This window comes from Micromonospora sp. R311 (assembly GCF_056780015.1).
In genome coordinates, this window is sequence record NZ_JBSWCE010000028.1 from 1 (window position 1) to 23,277 (window position 23,277).

Consider the following 23,277-nt stretch of genomic DNA (forward strand, 5'->3'; position numbering starts at 1 on the left):
TTGCGTCACAACATGATCCTGGATGCCCTCTCTTCATACCCAGACATCGACCCCTGACATCGGAACTACTCGTCTAGTGATCTGCTGGCGGCGGCCGCGCCGCGCACCGTCGCGGTGGTCCGTACGATCGCCGACGACCAACTGCACCTGCCGACGCCCTGCCGCGACTACACCGTGCGCGACCTGCTCAACCATCTCTACCAGGTGGTGGTGAACTTCCAGGAGCTCGCCGCGAAGCGCAGCGTGCGGTGGGCGGAGAAGCCCGACCACCTCACCGACGACTGGCGGGGCCGGTTCGAGGTGGAGACGCGGCGGCTGATCGACGCCTGGTCCGATCCGGCCAGCCTGGCGGGTGTCTCGCCGGGGATGGGCATGCCGCAGGCCGTGGTCGGCGGCATGGTGCTGCTGGACCTCACCGTGCACGGCTGGGACCTCGCGGTCGCCACCGGCCAGCCGTACCGGCCGGCGCCGGAGGTGACGGCGGCGCTGCACGACCTGGTCGAGCAGTTGGGACCGCAGGCCCGGAAGATGGGCGTCTTCGCCGACCCGGTGCCGACCGCCGCCGGCCTGCCCGACCTCGACCGGCTGCTCGGCCTGACCGGCCGGGACCCCGCCTGGACCGGGTCGGCCTGACCGGCGCCGAAGCCCCCGCCGGCCGAGCCCGCCAACCCGCCGCTCCGACGAAGCCCGCGTGGCGTCCGCCGCGCGGGCTTCGTTGACAAGCGCTATTCACCCAGTGAATAGTGGCCGGCGTGTCCACTCCGCACGTGCTGCTCGGGTTGCTCGCCGCCGGCACCAGGCACGGCTACGAGCTCAAGCGCGCGCACGACGAGCGGCTGCCCCGGGCCCGTCCACTGGCCTTCGGCCAGGTCTACGCCACCCTCGGTCGGTTGGAGCGGGACGGGCTGGTGGCGGCGACCGGGCAGGAGCGCCAGGGCGGCCCGGACCGCACGGCGTACGCGCTGACCGGGGCGGGGCGCGCCGCGCTCGACCGGTGGCTCGGCACGGTAGAGCCGCCGATGCCGTACGTCGCCAGCACGCTCTTCGCCAAGGTGGTGGTGGCGTTGCTGGTGGCGGACGTCGACCGCGCCCGGACCTACCTGGTCGACCAGCGCCGGGCCCACACCGAGCGGCTGCGGGAACTGACCGCGGTGAAGACGGCACCCTCGGTCAGCCTCGACGACGTCGTCGCGGCCGACTTCGCCATCGCCCATCTCGATGCCGACCTGCGGTGGTTGCGGACCACCCTGGACCGGGTCGCCGACTGGCACCGGGAGGTGCACTCGTGACACTTCAGGCTCGCGGAGTGGTCAGGTCCTACGGGCCGACACCCGCCCTGCGCGGCGTGACGCTCGACGTCGCCGAGGGCGAGATCGTCGCCGTCACCGGCCCCAGCGGCTGCGGCAAGTCCACCCTGCTGCACTGCCTCGCCGGGATCCTGCGCCCCGACGCGGGCGAGGTGAGCTGGCGTGGCGAACGGATCGACACCTGGTCCGAGGCGGCCCGGTCCCGGCTGCGCCGCACCGAGTTCGGGGTGCTGTTCCAGTTCGGCCAGCTCGTCGCCGAGCTGACCGCGGCGGAGAACGTCGCGCTTCCGCTGCTTCTCGCCGGCACGGGGCGGCGAGAGGCGCGGACCGCGGCGCTCACCTGGCTGGACCGGTTCGGGGTGGCCGACGTGGCCGACGTCCGGCCGGGTGAGATGTCCGGCGGCCAGCAGCAGCGCTGCGCCACCTCCCGGGCGCTGGTCACCGAGCCCCGGGTGCTCTTCGCCGACGAGCCGACCGGCGCGCTGGACACGCTCACCGGCGAGCAGGTGCTCACCCAGCTCGTCCGGTTGACCCGCGAGCAGGGCACCGCGGTCGTGCTGGTCACCCACGAGCCGCGGATCGCCGGGTACGCCGACCGGGAGGTGGTCCTGCGCGACGGCATGGTGGACCACACCGGGCTGGGGCTCGACGCGCCGCTGGCCGGCGGTCACCGGTGAGGCCGGCGACGCTGGTCCGGCTGGCGCTGGCCGGCACCCGCACCGACACGGCCCGGGTGCTGCTCACCGCGCTCAGCGCGGCCCTGGCGACCCTCGCCGGGCTGGCCGCGCTGACCGTGCTGGCCATCCCCGGCCCGCTCGTCGACGGCGGGGCGGAGGCCGAGCAGTACCGCAACAGCCTGCTGCGCGAGCCCGGGCTGCGTGGCGGCACCGCGTTCGCGCTGCTGCTGCTCGCCGTACCGGTGCTGGCGCTGGCCGGCCAGTGCGCCCGGCTCGGCGCGCCGGCCCGGGACCGCCGGCTGGCCGCGCTCCGGCTGGCCGGCGCCACTCCCGGGCAGGTGACCCGGCTGGCCGTGTCCGAGACCGGCCTGGCCGCCCTGCTCGGCACGCTCGCCGGGCTCGCCATCCACCTCGGGGGTCGGGAGCTGCTGCACCGCCCGGACGAGCGGGGCCTGCTCGCGCTCCCCACCGACGTGCTGCCGCCGGTCGGCGCGCTGGTCGCCGTGGTGCTCGGGCTGCCGCTGGTCGCGGCGGCGGCCACCGCGCTGCTGCTACGCAGGAGCACCACCACCCCGTTCGGCGTGGTCCGCCGCGTCACCCGGGAACGGGCGCCCCGCCCCTGGCCGGGCCTGCTGATCGGGGTCGGGCTGGCGGCGGCGCTGCTCGTCACCCCGATCTTCCGGGCATCCGACGGGCCGGGCGACCCGGTGCCGCCCGGGCTGCTGCTCCTGCTCGTGGTCGGCGGCGCGTTCACCGCCATGCTCGGCGTGGTGCTCGGCTCCGGGTGGATCTCCCACAGCACCGGCCGGCTGCTGCACCGGGTCGCCCGCCGGCCGGCCGCGCTGCTCGCCGCCCGTCGGCTGATGGCCGACCCGTGGGCCGGCAGCCGCACGTTCGCCGCCCTGCTGGCGGCGGTGCTCCTGGGCGCCGGCGCGGCGGCGCAGCGCGCCTGGTTCGTGCTCAGCGACCAGATGCAGCGAGAGGCGAACCGGCTCGCCGGTCACGACGGCGGGGCGAACCCGTTCTACCTGCGCACCATGGACCTGGTCGACCTGGCCGTGGCGGTCGCCCTGGCGATCGCCGCCGGAGGGCTGCTCGTCGCGCTGGTCGAGGGCATCGTCGCCCGGCGGCGGGCGTACGCGGCGCTGGTGGCCACCGGCGTGCCACGGGCCACCGTCGGCGCGTCGATCGCCTGGCAGGCGCTGGCGCCCGCCGTCCCGGCGATCCTGGTGGCGCTGACCGTGGGGCTGCTGCTCGGCCGGGGCTTCGCCGGCGACGTGTCGACCGGCGGGACGTACCGGGAGGTCTGCGAGGCGAGTGCCGAGCTCTGCGCCGACCCGGCGACCCGGGCGCGGTACACCGAGATCGTCCGGGTCGGCGTCGAGGCGCGGGTGCCCGACGTACCGCTGGCGCAGCTCGCGGCGCTCGGCGCGGCGGCGCTCGCGGCGGTGCTGGTCACCGTCGGTGCCGGCCTGCTCTTCCTGCGTGCCAGCACCGCGGTGGAGGAACTCCGGGCCACCTGACGCGGTGTAACGCCCGGGGCGGTCGCGGCGCTCTCTGCACCGGAGGCCCGGTCACCGGGCCGGTGCCCGGACCGGACCGGGCGCGCGTGGCAGCGGGAGAGAGCACCAGATGCAGAACCAGCCGGGCGGACCGCCACCGGTGTTCGTCGACGGCACCGGCCGGCGACGCCGGATCACCGTCATCGCCGGCAGCGCCATGGGCGTCGGCCTGCTCGCCAGCCTGGGACTGATCGTCGCCGGCCTCTTCCTGGACACCTCGGTGTCCCTGCCCGGCTGGTCCGACAACCGCACGCCGGCGCCGTTGGAGGCCGGGGTGGACGGCCGCGACGGGCTCGGGGGCGAGGCCCCGCCCGCACCGGCCCCCTCCTCGGTGACCAGCACCTCCGCGGTGCCGACCCCTTCGCGGACGCCCGGCAACCGGCCCACCACGGCCCCGTCCGCCCCCACCGCCTCGGACAACCCCGGGCAGGGTGACGAGCGACGCGACAGCACCGGGAAGCCGAGCAAGTCCCCGGGCAAGCCGAGGTAACGGTGGCCCGACATGTCGCCCGCCGGGACCCCCGGGCGCACTGGATCCTGCTCCTGCTCGGCCTGGTGCTGCTGCTCGCCGCGCTCACCCTCAACGGCCTGGTGACCGGGCTCGCCGGTGGCTCCGGCGCGGGGGTGCCCGCGCCCGCCGGTGCGACGGCGGTACCGAAGCAGGTCACCTCCGGCGGTCCGGTGCTGCGGCTGGACCAGCCCGAGCCGGTCACCCGCGCGCTGCCGGACCGGACGATCGCGCTGACCTTCGACGACGGGCCGGACCCGGACTGGACGCCGCAGGTGCTCGACGTGCTGCGCCGGCACCGGGCCCACGCCACCTTCTTCGTGGTCGGCGCCCGGGTCAACGAGCACCCGGACCTGGTCCGGCGGATCCTCGCCGAGGGGCACGAGCTCGGCTCGCACACCTTCACCCACACCGACCTGGGCACCGCCGCCCAGTGGCGGCGCGACCTGGAGCTGTCGCTGACCCGCAAGGCGATCGCCGCGGCCACCGGCCGGGAGGTGACCCTGCTCCGGCCGCCGTTCTCGTCCAGCCCTCAGGCGCTGACCGGCGCGGAGTACGCCGCGCTGCGCGCCGCCGCCGGCAGCGGGCACGTCGCGGTCCTCGCCGACCTGGACACGAAGGACTGGCAGCGCCCCGGCGTGCCGGCCATCGTCACGGCGGCCACCCCGGCGAAGGGGCGGGGCGCGGTGGTGCTGATGCACGACGGCGGCGGTGACCGGGCCCAGACGGTCGCCGCGTTGGACCGGCTGCTACCCGAGCTGACCGGGCAGGGCTACCGGTTCACCACCGTCTCGACGGCCGTCGACGCGCCCGCGTCGATGCTGCCGGCCGGTGCCGGCAGCCGGTGGAGCGGCACCGCGCTGCGCTGGACGCAGAACGCCGCCGCCGGGCTGGCCACGACGATGGACCTGCTCCTCGGGATCGCGCTGGTGCTCGGCGTGGCCCGGCTGCTGGTGCAGGTGGTCTGCGCCCAGCTGCACGTGCGGCGGGTCCGCCGGCCACGGCACCGGCCCCCGGCGGTCACCGTGCCGGTCTCGGTGATCGTGCCGGCGTACAACGAGGCGGCGAACATCGCCGCGACGGTCCGGTCGCTGGTGGCCAGCGCCTATCCGACGCTGGAGGTGATCGTGGTGGACGACGGCTCCACCGACGGGACCGCCGACATCGTGGAACGGATGCGGCTGCGCGGCGTACGGGTCGTCCGGCAGGCCAACGCCGGCAAGCCGGCGGCGCTGAACACCGGCATCCGGGCCGCCCGGGCCGACCTGCTGGTGCTGGTGGACGGCGACACCGTCTTCCAGCCGGACACCGTGTACCGGCTGGTGCAGGGCTTCGCCGACCCGACGGTGGGCGCGATCTCCGGCAACACCAAGGTCGCCAACCGGCGCCGGCTGCTCGGCCGGTGGCAGCACCTGGAGTACGTGATCGGCTTCAACCTCGACCGCCGGATGTACGACGTGCTGGAGTGCATGCCGACCATCCCCGGCGCGATCGGCGCGTTCCGCCGGCACGTGCTGCTCGCCGTCGGCGGCGTGCCCGCGGACACCCTGGCCGAGGACACCGACCTCACCATGCGGGTGCTGCGGGCCGGCTGGCGGGTGGTCTACGAGGAGGCGGCGATCGCCTGGACCGAGGCGCCGTCGTCGCTGCGGCAGCTCTGGCGGCAGCGCTACCGCTGGTGCTACGGCACGATGCAGGCGATGTGGAAGCACCGGCACGCGCTGCGCGAGGCGGGCGCCGGTGGCAAGCTCGGCCGGCGCGGCCTGCCGTACCTGACCGTGTTCCAGATCGTGCTGCCGCTGACCGCCCCGGCGGTGGACGTCTACGCCGTCTACGGCCTGCTCTTCCTGCCCTGGTCGACGCTGGTGCTGGCCTGGGCCGGGCTGCTGCTGCTCCAGGCGGTCACCGCCGGCTACGCGCTGCGGCTGGACCGGGAGCGGCTCGGGCCGCTCTGGAGCCTGCCGTTCCAGCAACTGGTCTACCGCCAGGTGATGTACCTGGTGGTGGTGCAGTCGGTGGTCACCGCCCTGATCGGCAACCGGCTGCGCTGGCAGCGCATGGTGCGTACCGGCGAGGCGGCCGCCCTGGTCGGCGCCGGCCGGCCGACCTGAGCCGGTCAGGCCGGGCCGTCGAAGAGGCCGGCGGACCAGGAGAGGCCCAGGCCGACGGCGGCCGAGCAGCAGCAGACCAGCAGGGCGACGGCGACCACGCCGAGGATCAGCCAGGCCGATCCGCGGCGGGCCGCCGCCGGTTGCTCCGCCGGCACGTCCGGGCCGGGCGGCGGCCCGGCCGCCCGGTCGTCGTCGGTGGTCATCGCGGGCGGCTCAGGCGCGGCCCAGCCGGTCGAGGATCCAGGCGTTGATGAACGCCTCCTCCTTCCAGGCGTCGTATCGGCCGCTCGGCCCGCCGTGGCCGGCGCCCATCTCGGTCTTCAGCAGGTAGTCGCCGCGTGGCGCGGTGGCCCGCAGCCGGGCGATCCACTTCGCCGGCTCGTGGTAGAGCACCCGGGTGTCGTTGAGGCTGGTCACCGCGAGGATGGCCGGGTAGTCCCGGGCCGCCACGTTCTCGTACGGCGTGTAGGACTTCATGTACGCGTACACCTCGGGGTCGTCGAGCGGGTTGCCCCACTCCTCCCACTCGGTGACGGTCAACGGCAGCGACGGGTCGAGGATCGAGGTGAGCGCGTCCACGAACGGCACCTGCGCGACGATGCCGGCGAACGCGTCCGGGGCGAGGTTGGCCACCGCGCCCATCAGCAGCCCGCCGGCCGAGGCGCCCCGGGCGACCAGCCGGTCGCTCGCCGTCCAGCCCGCCTTGACCAGGTGCCGGGCGCAGGCCACGAAGTCGGTGAAGGTGTTCTTCTTGGCCAGCAGCTTGCCCTGGTCGTACCAGCGGCGGCCCAGTTCGCCGCCGCCCCGGGTGTGCGCCACCGCGAAGACCACCCCGCGGTCGAGCAGGGAGAGCCGGGCGACGGAGAACCACGGGTCCATGCTCGCCTCGTACGAGCCGTAGCCGTACAACTCGCAGGGGGCGGAGCCGTCCCGGGGCGTGCCCACCCGGCAGACCAGCGAGATCGGCACCCGGGTGCCGTCGTCGGCCAGCGCCCAGTCCCGGTGCTGCTCGTACTCGGCCGGGTCGTACGGCCGCCCGTCCGGCCCGGGCAGCACCGGCTTCCGCTTGCGCAGCACCATCTGCCGGGTGACCAGGTCGTAGTCGTAGATCGAGTCGGGGGTGACCAGCGAGGTGTAGCGCAGCCGCAGCTGCGTGGTGCGGTACTCCGGGTTGGCGTCCAGGCCGACGCTGTAGAGCGGCTCGGGGAAGTCGATGTCGTACGGGTCGCCGCCGCCGACCGGCAGCACCCGCAGCCCGGTCAGCCCGTTGCTGCGCAGCGAGACGACCAGGTGGTCGGCGAACGCGTCCACCGACTCCAGCCGGGTGCCGGGGCTGTGTTCGATCAGCGGCACCCAGTCGCCGGGCGCGTCGGCCGAGGTGAACGCCAGCGCGAAGTCCTCCGCGCCGTCGTTGTGCAGGATCAGGAACCGGTGGCCGTGGTGCTCGACCGAGTACTCCACGCCCTGCCGGCGCGGCGCGATGACCGCCGGCGCGCCGGTGGGGTTGCCGGCCGGGACGACCCGCACCTCGCTGGTGACCTTGCTGGCGATGTCGATCAGGATGAACCGCTCCGAGCGGGTCAGCTCGACACCGACCCAGAACCGCTCGTCGTCCTCCTGGTGCACCACCACGTCGTCGCTCGCGGCCGAGCCGATCACGTGCCGCCAGACCCGGTGCGGCCGCCAGGCGTCGTCGACCGTCACGTAGAACAGCACCGACGCGTCGGTGGACCACGCGGTGCCGTAGAAGGTGCCGGGGATCTCGTCCGGGAGCAGCTCGCCGGTGGAGAGGTCCTTCACCCGCAGGGTGAACCGTTCGTCCCCGGAGAAGTCCGTCGAGTAGGCCAGCCAGCGCCCGTCCGGGCTGACGTCGAACGCGCCGAGCGCGAAGAAGTCGTGCCCCTCGGCGAGCAGGTTGCCGTCGAGCAGCACCTCCTCGCCGTCCAGCGCGGCGCCGTCGGCGCTGACCGGGGGCTCGGTCTCGCCGTCGCGGACCGCACGCCGGCAGTGCACGCCGTACTGCTGGCCCTCGACCGTGCGGGTGTAGTACCAGTAGCCGCCCTTGCGGGTCGGCACCGACAGGTCGGTCTCCTGGGTGCGCCGGCGGGTCTCCTCGAACAGCTCCGCGCGCAGCCCGGCCAGGTGTGCCGTGCGCGCCTCGGTGTACGCGTTCTCCGCGGTCAGGTAGGCGATCGTCTCCGGGTTGTCCTTGGCGGACAGCCAGGCGTACTCGTCGACGACGGTGTCGCCGTGGTGGGTGCGCTCGCTGGGCACCCGCTTGGCCACGGGCACGGGGGTTTCGGTGGTCACGGCGTCACGTTACCGGCCGGCCGCCGCCCGTCGCCCGATCTGGCGACGTGCCCACATCCGCTTTCGAACACATGTACGATGGCCGGCATGGCGGCTGCAGCGAGTTCCACCGACCGACCCGGAGCCCTCGACATCACCCGACGACTGACGGAGATCTGCGGCCCGCCGTTCGCCCGCTTCGCCGGTCCGGCCGACGAGGTCGCCGGCCGCCCGGCGCGCTGGGTCGCCGTGCCCGGCGGTCCCGCGGCGGCGGCCGAGGTGCTGCGCCTCGCCGCCGTGCACGACCTGACCGTGGTGCCCCGGGGCGCCGGCACCAAGATCGACTGGGGCGCCGCGCCCGACCGGGTCGACATCATGCTCGACACCGGGCGGCTCGCCGGGATCGGTCACCAGCCGGTGGGCGCGCCGACGGCCGAGATCGGCGCCGGCACCCCGCTGCGGGCGGCACAGGCCACGTTGGAGCGCACCGGGCAGCGGCTGGCGCTGGACGCGCCCTCGCCCGGGGCCACCCTCGGCGGAGTGCTCGCCGCCGGTGAGGCCGGGCCACTGCGGCACCGCCACGGCACCCCGTGCGACCAACTGGTCGGCCTGCGCTACCTCGACGCCGACGGCGAGCTGGTCGACGCCGGCGGCGGTGTGCCCGGGCTGGAGCTGGCCCGGCTGCTCTGCGGCTCGCAGGGGGCGCTCGGGGTGCTGGTCTCGGCGACCCTGCGGGTGCAGGCCGCGCCCGCGCGCCGGGTCTGGGTCACCCGTCCGGTGTGGACCCCGCTGGAGGTGCACGACCTGGTGCGTGCGGTGCTCGCCGCCGGGCTCGACCCGGCCGCGGTCGAGCTGGATCTACCGGCCGGTGCGGGATCCCGGCCGGTGCCGCGCGGCCGGGCCGCGGCGATGGCGCGCCACCCGTCCATGACGGGGCGCACGCCGTCCGGCCCGGCCGCCGCCGGCAGCCTGGCGGTGCTCCTCGAAGGCGGCCCGGCCGACGTCGCCGAGCGGGCCGAGCGCCTGGCGGCGCTGCTCGGCGAGAGTTCGGCCGCCCAACCCGCCGCCCCGGGCTGGTGGCGACGCTACCCGTTCGGCCCGGGCGACACCGCGCTGCGCCTCGAGGTGCCGATCACCGATCTGCACGCCGCCGTCTACGCGCTGCGCGACGCGGCCGGGGCCCCGGTGCCGGTCCGCGGCTCGGCCGGGCTGGGCGTGGTGCACGCCGCGCTGCCCGGGGCGCTGCCCGCCGACCGGGTTGCCGCGATCCTCGCCGCGGTACGCGGAGTGCTGCTGGCCCGGCAGGGCCGCTGCGTGGTGGTCGCCGCGCCGGCGCCGGTGCGGCGCACCGTCGACCTGTGGGGCGACCAGGCCGGGCTGGCCCGGCTGCGCGAGGCCAAGGAACACCTCGACCCGCACCACCGGCTGGCCCCCGGCCGCCTCCCCGGCGGCCTCTGACCGAAGCCGGCTCCGATGCGGCATCCGGCGGTGTTGCGGTGGCCGGACGGGCCAACCTGCCGCATACCGGGCCGAGCAACGGGATGCCGGCGTGGGACGCGGCGTGGGCGGCAGGGGGTCAGACGGCGTCGTTGCGGAGGACCAGGATCGCGATGTCGTCGCGGGGCGCCTCGGTCGAGAACCCGATCGCGGTGGCACGCAGCCGGGCCGCCACCACGTCGGCCGAGTAGCCGGCCAGCGGCGCGGCGGCGTCGCGGAGCCGGTCGGTGCCGAAGAGTTCCCGGCCGCGCCGGCGCTCGGTGACCCCGTCGGTGTAGAAGACCAGCGCGTCGCCCGGGTCGAGCGAGAGCTCCGCGGTCGGCGAGGCGATCGAGTCGAGCAGCCCGAGCGCGGTGCCCCCGGTGCCGACGAAGGCCGCCCCACCGCCGCCGTGCAGCAGCACCGGCCGGTCGTGGCCGGCGAGGTGCAGCGAGACGTCGAGCTGGTCGCCGTCGCCGGGGCCGACCGCCGCCAGGACCAGCGTGCAGTAGCGCCCGCTGCCCCGTTCGACCAGCGTCCCGTTGAGCCGGGACAGCACCTCCGGCAGCGGCTTGCCGTCCCCGATCAGCACCCGGATCACGTCCCGGACCAGGCCGGTGACGGCGGCCGCCTGCACGCCCTTGCCGGAGACGTCGCCGACCACCACCAGCCAGCGCCCGTCCGGCAGCGGCAGCACGTCGTAGAAGTCGCCGCCGACGTCGGCGTCGTCGCCGGTCGGCACGTACTCGGCGGCGAAGCCGATGCCCTCGACCACCGGCAGCACCGGCGGCAGCAGTGACTGCTGGAGGGTCTGTGCCACCCGGCGGCGCTCGGCGTGGATCCGGGCGTTCTCGATGGCCAGGGCGGCTCGGCGGGCCACATCCTCCAGCACGGCGACCTCGTCCGGGTCGTGCCGGTGCCGCTGGTGCCGGCCCACCGCCAGGGTGCCGAGCCGCTGCCCCCGGGCGATCAGCGGGACCGCGAAGCCCTCCATCGGGGTGCCGAGCGGCGTCTGGGTGCCGTTGCGGGACGCCTCGCGCAGCCGCGCCTGGATCGAGTCCGGGCCGGTCTCCCGGAGCACCGCGTGCAGCTGGGGCAGCATCGACTCGTCGGCGTGGCTGGCGGCGGCGAGCCGCAGCCGGCCCCACTCGTCGGTGGTGTGCACCGCGCACCACTGACCGAGCCGGGGCACCACCAGCTGCGGGATGAGCGCCATGGTCAGCTCGACGTCGAGGGACTGGGCGAGCAGCTCGCTGGCCTCGGCGAGGAAGGTCAGCCAGGCCTGCCGGCGGACGTCCGCCCGGCGCAGCCGGTCGTTCTCCAGGTGCAGCGAGAGCCGCTCGGCCATCAGCGCCGCCAGCGGCCGGGCGTACGCCGAGGGCGCCGCGTCCAGCTCCAGCTCACCGGCGTACGGCCGGTGCACGGTCAGCGGCACCCGGACCAGCTCGTTGCCGGGCCGGGGCTGGCGGCCGTACCGGGCCAGCACCTGGGCGCCCTGCCCGTCGCCCCGGTCCAGCCGGACCACGCCGCCGGCCGCGCCGACCATCTCGGCCACCCGGGTGAGCAGGCTGGTCGCGAAGTCGGGCAGCGGGTCCTCGGCGTACGGATCCGGGGTGGTCTGCATCAGCTCGCTCATCGCGCCGGCGCTCGGCGCGGAGCTCTCCCCGGCGGCGGTCCCGCCCCCGCCGGGGCCGGTGGCCGGCGGCACCGCCACCACGGCTCCCGGCGTCGCCCGCTCGGCGCCCGGCGTGCCGGGCCGGTCCAGCCGGAACCAGACGCCCTTCCCGCTGGGCAGGTAGGTGGTGCCCCACCGGCTGGCGAAGTGGTCGACCAGCAGCAGACCCCGGCCGCGCTCGGCGACCTCGGCGATCTCGGTGGCGTCGTTGCGGACCCCGACGGTCAGCTCGTCGACCGGGCCGGACGCGAAGTCCGACACCATCACGGTCAGCCCGGTTCGGTCGGCGACGACCTCGATGTCCAGATCCGTGCCGGCGTGCTCCACCGCGTTGGTGGAGAGTTCGGTGGTCAGCAGCAGCGCCTCGTTGAGCAGCTGGTCGAGGTGCGCCTCGGCGAGCACCGAGCGGACGACGGCCCGGGCGGCGGCGGGCGTACGCCGGTCGGCGGGCAGCCGGACCCGCCGGACATGCTCGCCCGGGCCCCCGGTCGCCGTGGGCCCTGCCTCCGCTGACACCCTCGTATCCTCCACCGCCGTCCGCCCGGTGCCAAGCCGGTCCCCCCCCCGGCCGGCCCTGCCGAGGGGCGTTGGGGCGTCCGGGCAGCCCACCCCTCCGGGCGGTCAGGCTTGATCCCTGCGCGAGCGGGCTCCCCGGAGACCCGCCCAGCGCGCTGTCCGTGGTCGCGCCGGCCGGGCGCCGCGTGGTCGGCCGGGTCGGCGAGGCGACGATTGGGCGCCCGACCGGCCGCGCGACGTGGCGCTGGCCGCGGTCGCGGGCACAATGATGGGATGCCAACGTGCCGGCACGCACCGGTGGCCCCCGACGTGAGCGAGGAATGATGACCACGGCGAAACAGTCGGTAGCCGCGGACCCGTCCGCGCCCGACCACGAGGCGGTCCTCGTCGAGCTGACCGAGGCGCTGCGGCGGGTGCGCAGCGGCGACCTCAAGGTCCGGCTGCCCAGGCGGGCGGGCCGGGCGGGTGAGGTGGCGGACGCCTTCAACGAGGTGGTCTCCCTCCAGGAGCGGCAGTACCTGGACCTGCGCCGGATCAGCCGGATCGTCGGCCGGGACGGCCGGCTCACCGAGCGCCTCGACGACGAGGGGCTGGACGGCTCCTGGGCGGAGGGCCAGCGGGCGGTCAACTCGCTGATCGACGACCTGGGCCGGCCGACCACCGAGATCGCCCGGGTGATCGTGGCGGTCGCCGACGGCGACCTGTCCCAGCACATGGCGCTGGAGATCGACGGCCGGCCGCTGCGCGGTGAGTACCTGCGGATCGGGCGCACCGTGAACACCATGGTCGACCAGCTCTCCTCGTTCGCCGACGAGGTGACCCGGGTGGCCCGGGAGGTGGGCACCGAGGGCAAGCTGGGCGGCCAGGCCGACGTGCGCGGCGTCGCCGGCACCTGGAAGGACCTCACCGACTCGGTGAACACCATGGCGTCGAACCTGACCGGCCAGGTGCGGTCGATCTCCCAGGTGGCGACGGCGGTGGCCAAGGGTGACCTGTCGCAGAAGATCACGGTCGGGGCGCGCGGCGAGGTCGCCGAGCTGGCCGACACGATGAACTACCTCACCGACACGCTGCGGCTCTTCGCCGAGCAGGTGACCCGGGTGGCCCGCGAGGTGGGCACCGAGGGCAAGCTGGGCGGCCAGGCCGAGGTGCCGAACGTGGCCGGCACCTGGAAGGACCTCACCGACAGCGTCAACTCGATGGCGTCGAACCTGACCGCCCAGGTGCGCAACATCGCGCAGGTCTCCACGGCGGTCGCCCGGGGTGACCTGTCGCAGAAGATCACCGTGGCCGCGCAGGGCGAGATCCTGGAGCTGAAGGACACCGTCAACACGATGGTGGACCAGCTCTCGTCGTTCGCCGACGAGGTGACCCGGGTGGCCCGCGAGGTGGGCATCGAGGGGAAGCTGGGTGGCCAGGCGCAGGTGCGCGGCGTCTCCGGCACCTGGCGTGACCTCACCGAGAACGTCAACCAGCTCGCCGGCAACCTGACCAGCCAGGTGCGCAACATCTCCCAGGTCTCCACCGCGGTGGCCAAGGGTGACCTGTCGCAGAAGATCACCGTGGACGCGCAGGGCGAGATCCTGGAGCTGAAGAACACCGTCAACACGATGGTCGACCAGCTCTCGTCGTTCGCCGACGAGGTGACCCGGGTGGCCCGCGAGGTGGGCACCGAGGGGAAGCTGGGCGGCCAGGCGCAGGTCAAGGGGGTCTCCGGCACCTGGCGGGACCTCACCGAGAACGTCAACCAGCTCGCCTCGACCCTGACCACCCAGCTGCGGGCGATCGCCCAGGTCTCCACCTCGGTGACCCGGGGCGACCTGACCCAGCGGATCGCGGTCAAGGCGCAGGGCGAGGTCGCCGAGCTGAAGGACAACATCAACCAGATGATCGTCACCCTCCGGGAGACGACCAAGAAGAACGCCGAGCAGGGCTGGCTCGACTCGAACCTGGCCCGGATCGGTGGCCTGCTCCAGGGCCAGCGCGACCTCGGCGAGGTCTGCCGCATGATCATGATGGAGGTGACCCCGCTGGTCGACGCGCAGCTCGGCGCGTTCTTCCTGGCGGACACCTCCGAGGGCGTGATGCGGCTGCGGCTGACCGCCTCGTACGGGTACGTGGCCCGCGGGCACGACGTGACCTTCGGGCCGGGCGAGGGGCTGGTCGGCCAGACCGCGCTCTCCCGCCGGACGATTCGGGTCGGCGGCTCGCCGGACGGACGGCTCACGCTCCGCTCCGGGCTGGCCGACACCCCGCCGGCCGACCTGGTCGTGCTGCCGGTGCTCTTCGAGGGCGAACTGCTCGGCGTGATCGAGTTCGCCAGCGTGACCACCTTCTCCGAGCTGCACCTGTCGTTCCTGGAGCGGCTGGTCGCCACCATCGGCATCGCGGTGAACACCATCCAGGCGAACCGGCGCACCGAGGAGCTGCTGGCCCAGTCCCAGCGGCTCGCCCACGAGCTGCAGGAGCAGTCGGCGGAGCTGCAGCGCACCAACGCCGAGCTGGAGGACAAGGCGCAGCTGCTCTCGGAGCAGAAGGGCAACATCGAGACGAAGAACCGGGAGATCGAGCTGGCCCGGCTGGGCCTGGAGGAGAAGGCGCAACAGCTCACCCGGGCGTCGGCGTACAAGTCGGAGTTCCTGGCCAACATGAGCCACGAGCTGCGTACGCCGTTGAACTCGCTGCTGCTGTTGGCCCGGCTGCTGGCCGAGAACTCGGAGCAGAACCTCACCCCGAAGCAGGTCGAGTTCGCCCGCACCATCCACAGCGCCGGCTCCGACCTGCTCTCGCTGATCGACGACATCCTGGACCTGTCCAAGATCGAGGCGGGCCGGATGGACGTCGAGCCGACCGAGGTCCGGTTCGACGAGATCCGCAGCTACGTGGAGCAGGCCTTCGGGCCGCAGGCGGAGGAGAAGGGCCTGGACTTCCAGGTGCGGATCAGCAAGGACCTGCCGCCGGCGCTGGTCACCGACGCCCAGCGGTTGCAGCAGATCCTGCGCAACCTGCTCTCCAACGCGGTCAAGTTCACCGACAACGGCGCCGTGACGCTGCGCATCGCCCCGGCGGCGGAGAACGCGGTCTTCGACGTGCCGGCCCTGGTCAACGCCCGCCAGGTGATCGCGCTCACCGTGATCGACACCGGGATCGGCATCTCCGACGACAAGCTGTCGCTGATCTTCGAGGCGTTCCAGCAGGCCGACGGCACCACCAGCCGCCGCTACGGCGGCACCGGCCTGGGGCTGTCGATCAGCCGCGACCTGGCCCGGCTGCTCGGTGGCGCGATCAGCGTGTCCTCGGCGCCGGGGCAGGGCTCGACGTTCACGCTCTTCGTGCCGGACGTGCTGGCGCCGGACGCGGTGGTCGCCCCGCTGCCGCCGCAGCCGTCCCGCGCCGGGCTACCGTCCTCGCTGCTCATGCCGCCGGTGGAGCTGACCGAACCGGCGGCCGGCCCGACCACCCGGCGGCTGGAGGGGGCCACCGTGCTGATCGTCGACGACGACGTGCGCAACGTCTTCGCCCTCACCAGCGCGTTGGAACTGCACGGCATGACCGTGTTGTACTCGGACAACGGGGCGGACGGCGTCCGCCTGCTGGCCGAGCATCCGGAGGTGGACATCGTCCTGATGGACGCCATGATGCCGGATCAGGACGGCTACGAGACGACCCGCCAGATCCGGCGTAACCACCGCTTCGCCGACCTGCCGATCGTCTTCCTGACCGCGAAGGCGATGCCCGGCGACCGCGAGTCGGCGCTGGAGGCCGGCGGCAGCGACTACATCACCAAACCCGTCGACCTGGACGAGCTGATCGAGCTCATGGCGTCCTGGATCAGCGGCGGCCGGACCGAGGAGAGCTCGTGACCCAGATGGCGAAGGCGCTGCTGGTCGATGACCGGCGGGAGAACCTGATGGCCCTGGAGGCGATCCTCCAGGGGCTGCCGGTCCAGTCGGTCGCCGTGGAGAGCGGCGAGGCGGCGCTGAAGCAGCTGCTGGTCGACGACTTCGCGGTGATCCTGCTGGACGCGCAGATGCCGGACATGGACGGCTTCGAGACGGCCAGTCACATCAAGCGCCGGGAGCGTACCCGGCACGTGCCGATCATCTTCCTGACCGCGGCCGACCGGGACGCCCAGCTCGCGCTCCGCGGGTACGCGGTCGGCGCGGTCGACTACCTGACCAAGCCGTTCGACCCGTGGGTGCTGCGGGCCAAGGTGTCGGTCTTCGTGGAGCTGTGGGTCAAGACCCGGCAGCTGGCCGCCCAGTCCGACCTGGTGCGCGAGCGGGACGCGCAGTGGCGGATGCTGACCGACGCCGTCGACGAGGCCACCACCCTGCTGCGCGCGGACGACCCGGACGCCCGCGACCGCGCCGTCGAGATCCTCGAACAGGCCCGCTGGGGCAACACCCCCTGACCCACCCACCCTCCCGCCCCGCCCCGTTGATCATGAGGTTGGCGGTGCCGAAAGGTGCGAAACGCCCCGCTAACCTCATGATCAACGGGGCGGGGCGGGGCGGGGTGGGAGGGGGTTAGCGGGTGGTTTGGTCGTTGCGGATCATCAGGGCGGAGCGGAGGCCGGTGATGTCCAGGACGCGGAGCAGGAAATCGCCGACGTGGGTCAGGATCAGCAGGCTCTGCGCGTGACTGGCCTTGCGGCTGAGCACCACCAGGGTGCCCAGGCCCTGCGAGTCGCAGAAGGTGACGCCGCCGAGGTCGAGCACGATGCGCGGCGGGGGGTCGGCGAGCACCTCATTCACGACCGTCGACAGCTGGGCGGCCGTGAGCATGTCGATCTCACCGGCGAGGCGCAGCACTGCTTCGTCGCCCGCTCGATGTAGCGTGATGGACAGTTCGGCACGATCCACCCGGTCAGCCTATCGCGATCTCGACCGCCCGGCCCGTCGAGGCGACCCGACCGGGGCCGACCCGCGCGGCGGTCGCCGGCCGGGCGCGCCGCGGGCGGGCGGTCGCGAGCGCGGCGGAGCGCCGGCCGGGCCCGGCGCGGGCGGGCGGTCACCCGCGTGACCCGGGTGAGACTGGTAACCCCCGACCGGGGTGGCTGCCGATTCGCCGCCCGGCGCTGACACAATGGCCGCATCGTGACCGATATGTTTCCCGCCGGATCCGGCCGCTACCCGGCCGACGCGCCGGCCTCCGAGGCCCTGTTCGACCGCGCCCGCGCCATCGTGCCGGGCGGGGTGAACTCTCCCGTGCGCGCGTTCCGCGCCGTCGGCGGCACGCCGCGCTTCATGGTCCGGGGGGAGGGGCCCTGGCTCTACGACGCCGACGACCGGCGCTACGTCGACCTGGTCTGCTCCTGGGGCCCGCTGATCCTCGGGCACGCCCACCCGGAGGTGGTGGCCGCCGTGCAGGCCGCGGCCGCCCGGGGCACCAGCTTCGGCACCCCGACCCCGGCCGAGGTCGAGCTGGCCGCGGAGATCGTCGACCGCACCCCGGTCGAGCAGGTCCGGCTGGTCAACTCCGGCACCGAGGCGACCATGTCGGCGATCCGGCTGGCCCGCGGCTACACCGGCCGCTCCAAGATCGTGAAGTTCGCCGGCTGCTACCACGGGCACGTCGACGCGCTGCTCGCCGCCGCCGGCTCCGGCGTGGCCACCCTCGGCCTGCCCGACTCGCCCGGCGTCACCGGCGCCGCGGCGAGCGAGACCATCGTGCTGCCGTACAACGACCTCCGGGCGGTGGAGGAGGCGTTCGCCGCCGAGGGCGCGCACATCGCCGCGGTGATCACCGAGGCGGCCGCCGGCAACATGGGCGTGGTCGCCCCGCGCGACGGCTTCAACCAGGAACTGGCCCGGATCGCGCACGCGCACGGCGCGCTGCTGGTCGTCGACGAGGTGATGACCGGGTTCCGGGTCTCCCGCTCCGGCTGGCACGGCCTCGACGCCAGCGACGCCGACCTGTGGACGTACGGCAAGGTCATGGGGGGTGGGCTGCCCGCCGCGGCATTCGGCGGGCGCGCGGAGATCATGGCCCGGCTCGCCCCGGCCGGCCCGGTCTACCAGGCCGGCACGCTCTCCGGCAACCCGCTGGCCTGCGCGGCCGGGCTGGCCACGCTGCGGCTGGCCGACGACGCGCTCTACCGCAAGCTGGACGAGACGGCCGCCGTCGTGGGCAAGCTGGCGTCCGACGCGCTGGCCGCCGCCGGGGTCCCGCACCGGCTGTCGTACGCGGGCAGCATGTTCTCCATCTTCTTCACCGACGCCGACGTGGTCGACTACGACAGCGCCCGCACCCAGCAGGTGCCGGCGTTCAAGGCGTTCTTCCACGCGATGCTCGCCGCCGGGGTATACCTGCCGCCGAGCGCGTTCGAGTCGTGGTTCGTGTCGGCGGCGATGGACGATGCCGCGTTGGAGCAGATCGCCGCCGCGCTGCCGAAGGCGGCCGCCGCGGCGGCGTCGGCGGGACTCGGGGGGTAGCGGTGAGTACGACGGTGGTCCACGTGCTGCGGCACGGCGAGGTGCACAACCCGGACAAGATCCTCTACGGCCGGTTGCCCGGGTTCCGCCTCTCCGAACTCGGCGTGCAGATGGCCAAGGCGGCCGCGCAGGGGCTGGCCGAGCGGGAGATCGTGCACGTGGTGGCGAGCCCGCTGGAACGCGCCCAGCAGACCGCCGAGCCGATCGCCGCGCAGTTCGGCCTGCCGGTCGGCGTGGACGAACGGCTGATCGAGAGCGCCAACTGGTTCGAGGGCAAGAAGGTCTCCCCCGGTGACGGCTCGTTCCGCGACCCGCGCAACTGGTGGGTGCTGCGCGACCCGGTCACCCCGTCCTGGGGCGAGGCCTACCGGGCCATCGCGGAGCGGATGTTCGCCGCCCTGCACGCCGCCCGGGTGGCCGCCGAGGGGCGCGAGGCGGTGCTGGTCTCGCACCAGCTGCCGATCTGGACGCTGCGCCGCCACGTCGAGCGCAAGCGGCTCTGGCACGACCCGCGCAAGCGGCAGTGCGGGCTGGCCAGCCTCACCTCCTTCCACTTCGACGGCGCCAAGGTGGTCGGCATCGGTTACTCCGAGCCGGCCGCCCATCTGATCGCGATGTCGCCGACCGCCCGGACGGCCAAGGGGGCCTGATGAACGCCCGGAGGTGGACCGCTGGTCTGCTCGCCACCGTCACCGCGGTGGCGCTGGCCGCCTGCTCGTCGCCGGCCGGTGAGGAAGCCTGCGCCAACCGGGACGGCGTCATCGAGTGCGCCCCCGACCAGCGGTCCGCCGCCCCGAAGCTCGCCGGCGAACTGCTCACCGGCGGCAGCTACGACGTCGCCACCGCCCGCGGCCAGGTCGTGGTGGTCAACTTCTGGGGCTCGTGGTGCGCGCCCTGCCGGGCCGAGGCGGACGACCTGGAGGCCACCTACCAGGCCACCAAGGGTTCCGGGGTGACCTTCCTCGGCATCAACGTGCAGGACCAGCGGGACAAGGCGAAGGCCTTCGAGGAGGGCCGGGTCAGCTACCCGAGCCTGTTCGACCCGCCGAGCCGGCTGGCGCTCGCCCTGGACATCCCGCCGAACACCATCCCGGCCACCGTGGTGCTGGACCGGGAGGGCCGGATCGCCGCGGTGATCCGCGCGGCGGTCAAGCGGGAGGGCCTGCAACCCATCGTCGAGCGGATCGCCGCCGAGTCGCCGGCGCCCGCCGGTCAACGCTGATGGGCGAGACGTTCCGGGAACTGGCGCAGAGCGGCCCGCTGCTGCTCGCGATCGGCGCGGCCGCGCTGGCCGGGCTGGTCAGCTTCCTCTCCCCGTGCGTGCTTCCGCTGATGCCGGGCTACCTGTCGTACGTGACCGGACTGGCCGGCGCGGATCTGGAGGGCCGCCCGGCCCGGCCCGGCCCGTCGCCGGCCGACGGGAGCGCGCCGGACCCGTCGGGCGGGGTGGCCGTCGCCACCCGGCCGGTGGTCGCGGTGAAGGGGCGGGTGCTGGCCGGAACGCTGCTCTTCATCGCCGGCTTCACCGTCGTCTTCACGGCCACCGCGATCCTCTTCGCCGGGTTCGGCCGGATCTTCTTCGACCACGAGCGGACGCTGGAGATGGTCATCGGCGCGCTGGTCGTGCTGCTCGGGCTGGGCTACCTCGGCGTGGTGCCCGGGTTGCAGCGCGAGTTCCGGATCCACCGGCTGCCCGCCGCCGGGCTGCTCGGTGCGCCGGTGCTCGGCGCGGTCTTCGCACTCAGCTGGATGCCGTGCACCGGCCCGACGCTGGGCGCGGTGCTCGGCATGGCAGCGGTCGACGGCAGCACCGACCGGGCCGTGGTGCTCGCCGTCGCGTACTGCCTCGGGTTGGGGATACCGTTCGTCGTCTTCGGGCTGGGCTTCCAGCGCCTGCTCGGGGTGTTCCGCGCCGTCCGGCGCAACAGCCGCTGGGTCACCCGGATCGGCGGCGCCCTGCTGATCCTGATCGGCCTCGCGCTGGTCACCGGCGGGTGGACCAACTTCGTGATCTGGTTGCAGACCACCGTCGGGGTGGGCGAGGTGAGCATCTGATGACGGCCGTGGACGACCGGCCGGCGACCCCGGCCGAGGCGCCCCGGCGCCGGCCCAACCGGGTGCTGGCCCTGCTGCGCAACTCCTGGCGGCAGCTGACCAGCATGCGTACCGCGCTGGTGCTGCTCTTCCTGCTGGCGATCGCGGCCATCCCGGGTTCGGTGCTGCCGCAGCGCGGGGTCAACCCGGAGGACGTCCGGGACTACTTCGTCGCGCACCCCGACCTGGCGCCGGTGCTGGACCGGATCGGCGCCTTCGAGGCGTTCGGCTCGGTCTGGTTCTCCGCGATCTACCTGCTGCTGTTCACCTCGCTGATCGGCTGCATCACCCCCCGGCTGCGCGACCACGTCCGGGCGCTGCGGGCGAAGCCGCCGGCCGCCCCGAAGCGGCTGGACCGGCTGCCGCAGCACGCGGTGCTGGCCGCGCCGGCCGGCGGCGCGGCGGCGATCGCCGAGGTGCTGCGCCGGCGACGCTGGCGGGTGGTGGTCCACGGCGACGAGGTCTCCGCCGAGAAGGGCTACCTCAAGGAGACCGGCAACCTGCTCTTCCACACCTCGATGGTGGTGGTGCTGGTCGGCGTCGCGCTCGGCTCGTGGTACGGCTGGAGCGGCAACCGGCTGCTGGTCGCCGGCGAGGAGAACGCGTTCTGCAACACCCGGCAGCAGTACGCCGAGGCGAAGCTCGGCCCGCGGGTGGACAGTGCCGACCTGCCCGGGTTCTGCCTGCGGCTGGACGACTTCCAGGCCCGCTTCCTCGACACCGGGCAGCCGGAGTTCTTCAACGCCCGGGTGACGGTGGACGAGCCGGGCCGGGAGCGCCGGCAGGCCGACTTCTCGGTCAACTCCCCGCTGCGCCTCGACGGCGCGAACGTCTACCTGCTCGGCCACGGGTACGCCCCGGTGATCCGGTACACCGACCGGTTCGGCCGCAGCCAGACCAGCGTGGTGCCGTTCCTGACCACCGGGGACATGGGGCTGACCAGCGAGGGGCTGGCCGCCTTCCCGGACGCCAACGTCGACCCGGCCACCGGCGCGCGCGACCCGAACCTGCAGATGGCCTTCACCGGCCTCTACCTGCCGACCGCGCCCGACGCACCGCCGTACGCCCGCTCGGAGTACCCGACCGAGCGCAACCCGGTGCTCAACCTGGTGGCCTACCGGGGCAACCTGGGCCTGGACGCGGGCATCCCCGGCTCGGTCTACCAGCTGGACCAGCGGCAGGTCCGGGCCGGCAAGGTCAAGGAGGTCGGCACCAGGGTCGTCAAGCTGGGCGAGACCTGGACGCTGGACGACGGCACCCGGGTCGAGTTCCTCGGCACCGAGCCGTACATCACCCTCTCGGTGCGCCGCGACCCGGGCTCGACGCTGCTGCTGGTGAGTTCCGCGACCCTGCTGGCCGGCCTGATGGGCTCGCTCTTCGTCCGCCGCCGGCGGGTCTTCTTCCGGGTGCTCCCGGCCGGTTCCGTCACCCCGGCGGGTGCTTCCACCGACCCGGCGGGCGGATCTCCGACGGGCGGTAGTAGTTTGGTCGAGGCCGGTGGGTTGCCGCGCACCGACCATCCCGGGTTCGCCGACGAGTTCGCGCAGCTCGTCGCCGCGGTCAGCGGTGACGGGCGGCCGGACGAGCGGGCCGGTGCGGATCGCGACGGAGGCGATCCGGCCGGGACGCGAGAAGGAGCCGACTGATGTCCGCACTCTCCGACCAGCTGGTGTCGTTCGCGATCCTGGCGTACCTGGTCGCCATGATCAGCCACGCCGTCGAGTACGCGCTCGGCAACGCCCGCGCCCGGGTCGCCGCGCCCGCCCGGGAACTGGTCGGCGCCGGCGTCGGCGCGGCCGGCGGCAGCGCCCCGCCGGAGCCGGTCGTGGCCGGCCCGAACGCCGCCGAGCGCACCGCGCAGCGGGCCCGGCTGGCCGGCCGGATCGCGGTCGGCGTCACCGCGCTCGCCGCCCTGCTGCACCTCGGGGCACTGGTCACCCGCGGCCTCGCCGCCGACCGGATGCCCTGGGGCAACATGTACGAGTTCGTGCTCACGGTCTCGTTCATCGGCGTCGCCGCCTGGCTGGTGGTGCTCTGGCGGAAGCCGTCGCTGCGCCGGCTCGGGCTCTTCCTCACCCTGGTGATGGTGCTCCTGGTGGCCACCGCCGAGCTGGTGCTCTACGTGCCGGTGGTGCCGCTGGTGCCGGCGCTCAACTCGTACTGGTTCGTCATCCACGTCTCGACGATCGTGTTCAGCTCCGGCATCTTCCTGCTCGGCGTGGTGCCGGCGGTGGCCTACCTGATGCGGGCCGGTTACGAGCAGGGCAGGCGGAGCTTCCCGTACACGCTGGCCAAGCGGGTGCCGGCGGCGGCCGCGCTGGAGCGGCTGACCTTCGTGCTGCACGCCTTCGCGTTCCCGGTCTTCACCTTCGCGGTGATCGCCGGGGCGATCTGGGCCGAGGCGGCCTGGGGCCGACCGTGGGGCTGGGACCCGAAGGAGACCTGGGCGTTCATCTCCTGGGTAGTCTACGCCGGTTACCTGCACGCCCGGGCCACCCCGAGCGTGAAGCGGAACGTGGCCACCTGGCTGGCCGTGGTCGGCTTTCTCACCATGCTGATGAACCTGTTCGGGGTGAACATCTTCTTCGAGGGCCTGCACTCCTACGGCGGCCTCCCCGACTGACC

At 74.2% G+C, this 23,277-nt stretch carries 19 protein-coding genes; 15 read left to right on the forward strand and 4 right to left on the reverse strand.

Annotated elements, in window-relative coordinates; genetic code table 11:
- Window positions 1-84: 84 nt before the first annotated feature.
- The 6 genes from AC1WTP_RS22985 (at window position 85) to AC1WTP_RS23010 (ending at window position 6,165) form a co-directional block, all read left to right on the forward strand.
- Window positions 85-633, forward strand: coding sequence for a TIGR03086 family metal-binding protein (locus AC1WTP_RS22985; protein WP_481651432.1), 549 nt, complete (start codon window positions 85-87; stop codon window positions 631-633).
- Between the two features lie 119 nt (window positions 634-752).
- On the forward strand, window positions 753-1,289 hold the full coding sequence (locus AC1WTP_RS22990; RefSeq protein WP_481651339.1) for a PadR family transcriptional regulator: 537 nt from the start codon (window positions 753-755) through the stop codon (window positions 1,287-1,289).
- The gene (locus tag AC1WTP_RS22995; protein WP_481651340.1) at window positions 1,286-1,984 is read left to right on the forward strand and encodes an ABC transporter ATP-binding protein; all 699 of its coding nucleotides are present in this window, start codon (window positions 1,286-1,288) and stop codon (window positions 1,982-1,984) included. The genes AC1WTP_RS22990 and AC1WTP_RS22995 overlap by 4 nt, the downstream gene beginning before the upstream one ends.
- Window positions 1,981-3,507, forward strand: coding sequence for an FtsX-like permease family protein (locus AC1WTP_RS23000; protein ID WP_481651341.1), 1,527 nt, complete (start codon window positions 1,981-1,983; stop codon window positions 3,505-3,507). Before AC1WTP_RS22995 ends, AC1WTP_RS23000 begins: the two co-directional genes overlap by 4 nt.
- Before the next feature lie 109 nt (window positions 3,508-3,616).
- Entirely contained in the window at window positions 3,617-4,036 is a 420-nt protein-coding gene (locus AC1WTP_RS23005) for a hypothetical protein (protein ID WP_481651342.1), read from the forward strand.
- 2 nt (window positions 4,037-4,038) lie between these two features.
- A complete protein-coding gene (locus tag AC1WTP_RS23010) occupies window positions 4,039-6,165 on the forward strand; it encodes a bifunctional polysaccharide deacetylase/glycosyltransferase family 2 protein (protein WP_481651343.1) in 2,127 nt (708 codons plus the stop codon).
- A 5-nt stretch (window positions 6,166-6,170) separates the two neighbouring features.
- On the opposite strand, the gene AC1WTP_RS23015 is transcribed toward AC1WTP_RS23010, so the two are convergent.
- Window positions 6,171-6,368, reverse strand: a complete 198-nt coding sequence (locus AC1WTP_RS23015; protein ID WP_481651344.1) for a hypothetical protein — start codon at window positions 6,366-6,368, stop codon at window positions 6,171-6,173.
- Between the two features lie 10 nt (window positions 6,369-6,378).
- Entirely contained in the window at window positions 6,379-8,475 is a 2,097-nt protein-coding gene (locus tag AC1WTP_RS23020) for a S9 family peptidase (RefSeq protein WP_481651345.1), read from the reverse strand.
- An 87-nt stretch (window positions 8,476-8,562) separates the two neighbouring features.
- Here AC1WTP_RS23020 and AC1WTP_RS23025 point away from each other — a divergent pair, with 87 nt between their 5' ends.
- On the forward strand, window positions 8,563-9,912 hold the full coding sequence (locus AC1WTP_RS23025; protein WP_481651346.1) for an FAD-binding oxidoreductase: 1,350 nt from the start codon (window positions 8,563-8,565) through the stop codon (window positions 9,910-9,912).
- 118 nt (window positions 9,913-10,030) lie between these two features.
- Here the strand turns inward: AC1WTP_RS23025 and AC1WTP_RS23030 are convergent, their stop codons facing one another.
- Window positions 10,031-12,121 carry a SpoIIE family protein phosphatase gene (locus AC1WTP_RS23030; protein ID WP_481651347.1) on the reverse strand — a complete coding sequence of 697 codons (2,091 nt, stop codon included), beginning with the start codon at window positions 12,119-12,121 and terminating at the stop codon, window positions 10,031-10,033.
- A 323-nt stretch (window positions 12,122-12,444) separates the two neighbouring features.
- On the opposite strand from AC1WTP_RS23030, the gene AC1WTP_RS23035 reads away from it, so the two are divergent.
- Together AC1WTP_RS23035 and AC1WTP_RS23040 are read left to right on the forward strand one after the other, a co-directional pair.
- Entirely contained in the window at window positions 12,445-15,984 is a 3,540-nt protein-coding gene (locus tag AC1WTP_RS23035; RefSeq protein ID WP_481651348.1) for a hybrid sensor histidine kinase/response regulator, read from the forward strand.
- Window positions 15,981-16,535 carry a response regulator gene (locus AC1WTP_RS23040; protein WP_481651349.1) on the forward strand — a complete coding sequence of 185 codons (555 nt, stop codon included), beginning with the start codon at window positions 15,981-15,983 and terminating at the stop codon, window positions 16,533-16,535. Before AC1WTP_RS23035 ends, AC1WTP_RS23040 begins: the two co-directional genes overlap by 4 nt.
- 115 nt (window positions 16,536-16,650) lie before the next feature.
- Here the strand turns inward: AC1WTP_RS23040 and AC1WTP_RS23045 are convergent, their stop codons facing one another.
- Complete coding sequence (locus tag AC1WTP_RS23045; RefSeq protein ID WP_481651350.1) at window positions 16,651-16,986, reverse strand: STAS domain-containing protein; 336 nt, start codon at window positions 16,984-16,986, stop codon at window positions 16,651-16,653.
- A gap of 234 nt (window positions 16,987-17,220) precedes the next feature.
- Between AC1WTP_RS23045 and hemL the strand changes: the two genes are divergently transcribed.
- Genes hemL through ccsB form a run of 6 tightly spaced genes read left to right on the forward strand, consistent with a single transcriptional unit; the run spans window position 17,221 to window position 23,275 of the window.
- Complete coding sequence (hemL, locus tag AC1WTP_RS23050; RefSeq protein ID WP_481651351.1) at window positions 17,221-18,558, forward strand: glutamate-1-semialdehyde 2,1-aminomutase; 1,338 nt, start codon at window positions 17,221-17,223, stop codon at window positions 18,556-18,558.
- Window positions 18,559-18,560: 2 nt separating this feature from the next.
- Window positions 18,561-19,208, forward strand: a complete 648-nt coding sequence (locus tag AC1WTP_RS23055) for a histidine phosphatase family protein (RefSeq protein WP_447134802.1) — start codon at window positions 18,561-18,563, stop codon at window positions 19,206-19,208.
- The gene (locus AC1WTP_RS23060; RefSeq protein ID WP_481651352.1) at window positions 19,208-19,780 is read left to right on the forward strand and encodes a TlpA family protein disulfide reductase; all 573 of its coding nucleotides are present in this window, start codon (window positions 19,208-19,210) and stop codon (window positions 19,778-19,780) included. Before AC1WTP_RS23055 ends, AC1WTP_RS23060 begins: the two co-directional genes overlap by 1 nt.
- Window positions 19,780-20,613, forward strand: coding sequence for a cytochrome c biogenesis CcdA family protein (locus tag AC1WTP_RS23065; protein ID WP_481651353.1), 834 nt, complete (start codon window positions 19,780-19,782; stop codon window positions 20,611-20,613). The genes AC1WTP_RS23060 and AC1WTP_RS23065 overlap by 1 nt, the downstream gene beginning before the upstream one ends.
- The gene (resB, locus tag AC1WTP_RS23070; protein WP_481651354.1) at window positions 20,613-22,298 is read left to right on the forward strand and encodes a cytochrome c biogenesis protein ResB; all 1,686 of its coding nucleotides are present in this window, start codon (window positions 20,613-20,615) and stop codon (window positions 22,296-22,298) included. The genes AC1WTP_RS23065 and resB overlap by 1 nt, the downstream gene beginning before the upstream one ends.
- On the forward strand, window positions 22,298-23,275 hold the full coding sequence (gene ccsB / locus AC1WTP_RS23075) for a c-type cytochrome biogenesis protein CcsB (RefSeq protein WP_481651355.1): 978 nt from the start codon (window positions 22,298-22,300) through the stop codon (window positions 23,273-23,275). The genes resB and ccsB overlap by 1 nt, the downstream gene beginning before the upstream one ends.
- Window positions 23,276-23,277: the final 2 nt, after the last annotated feature.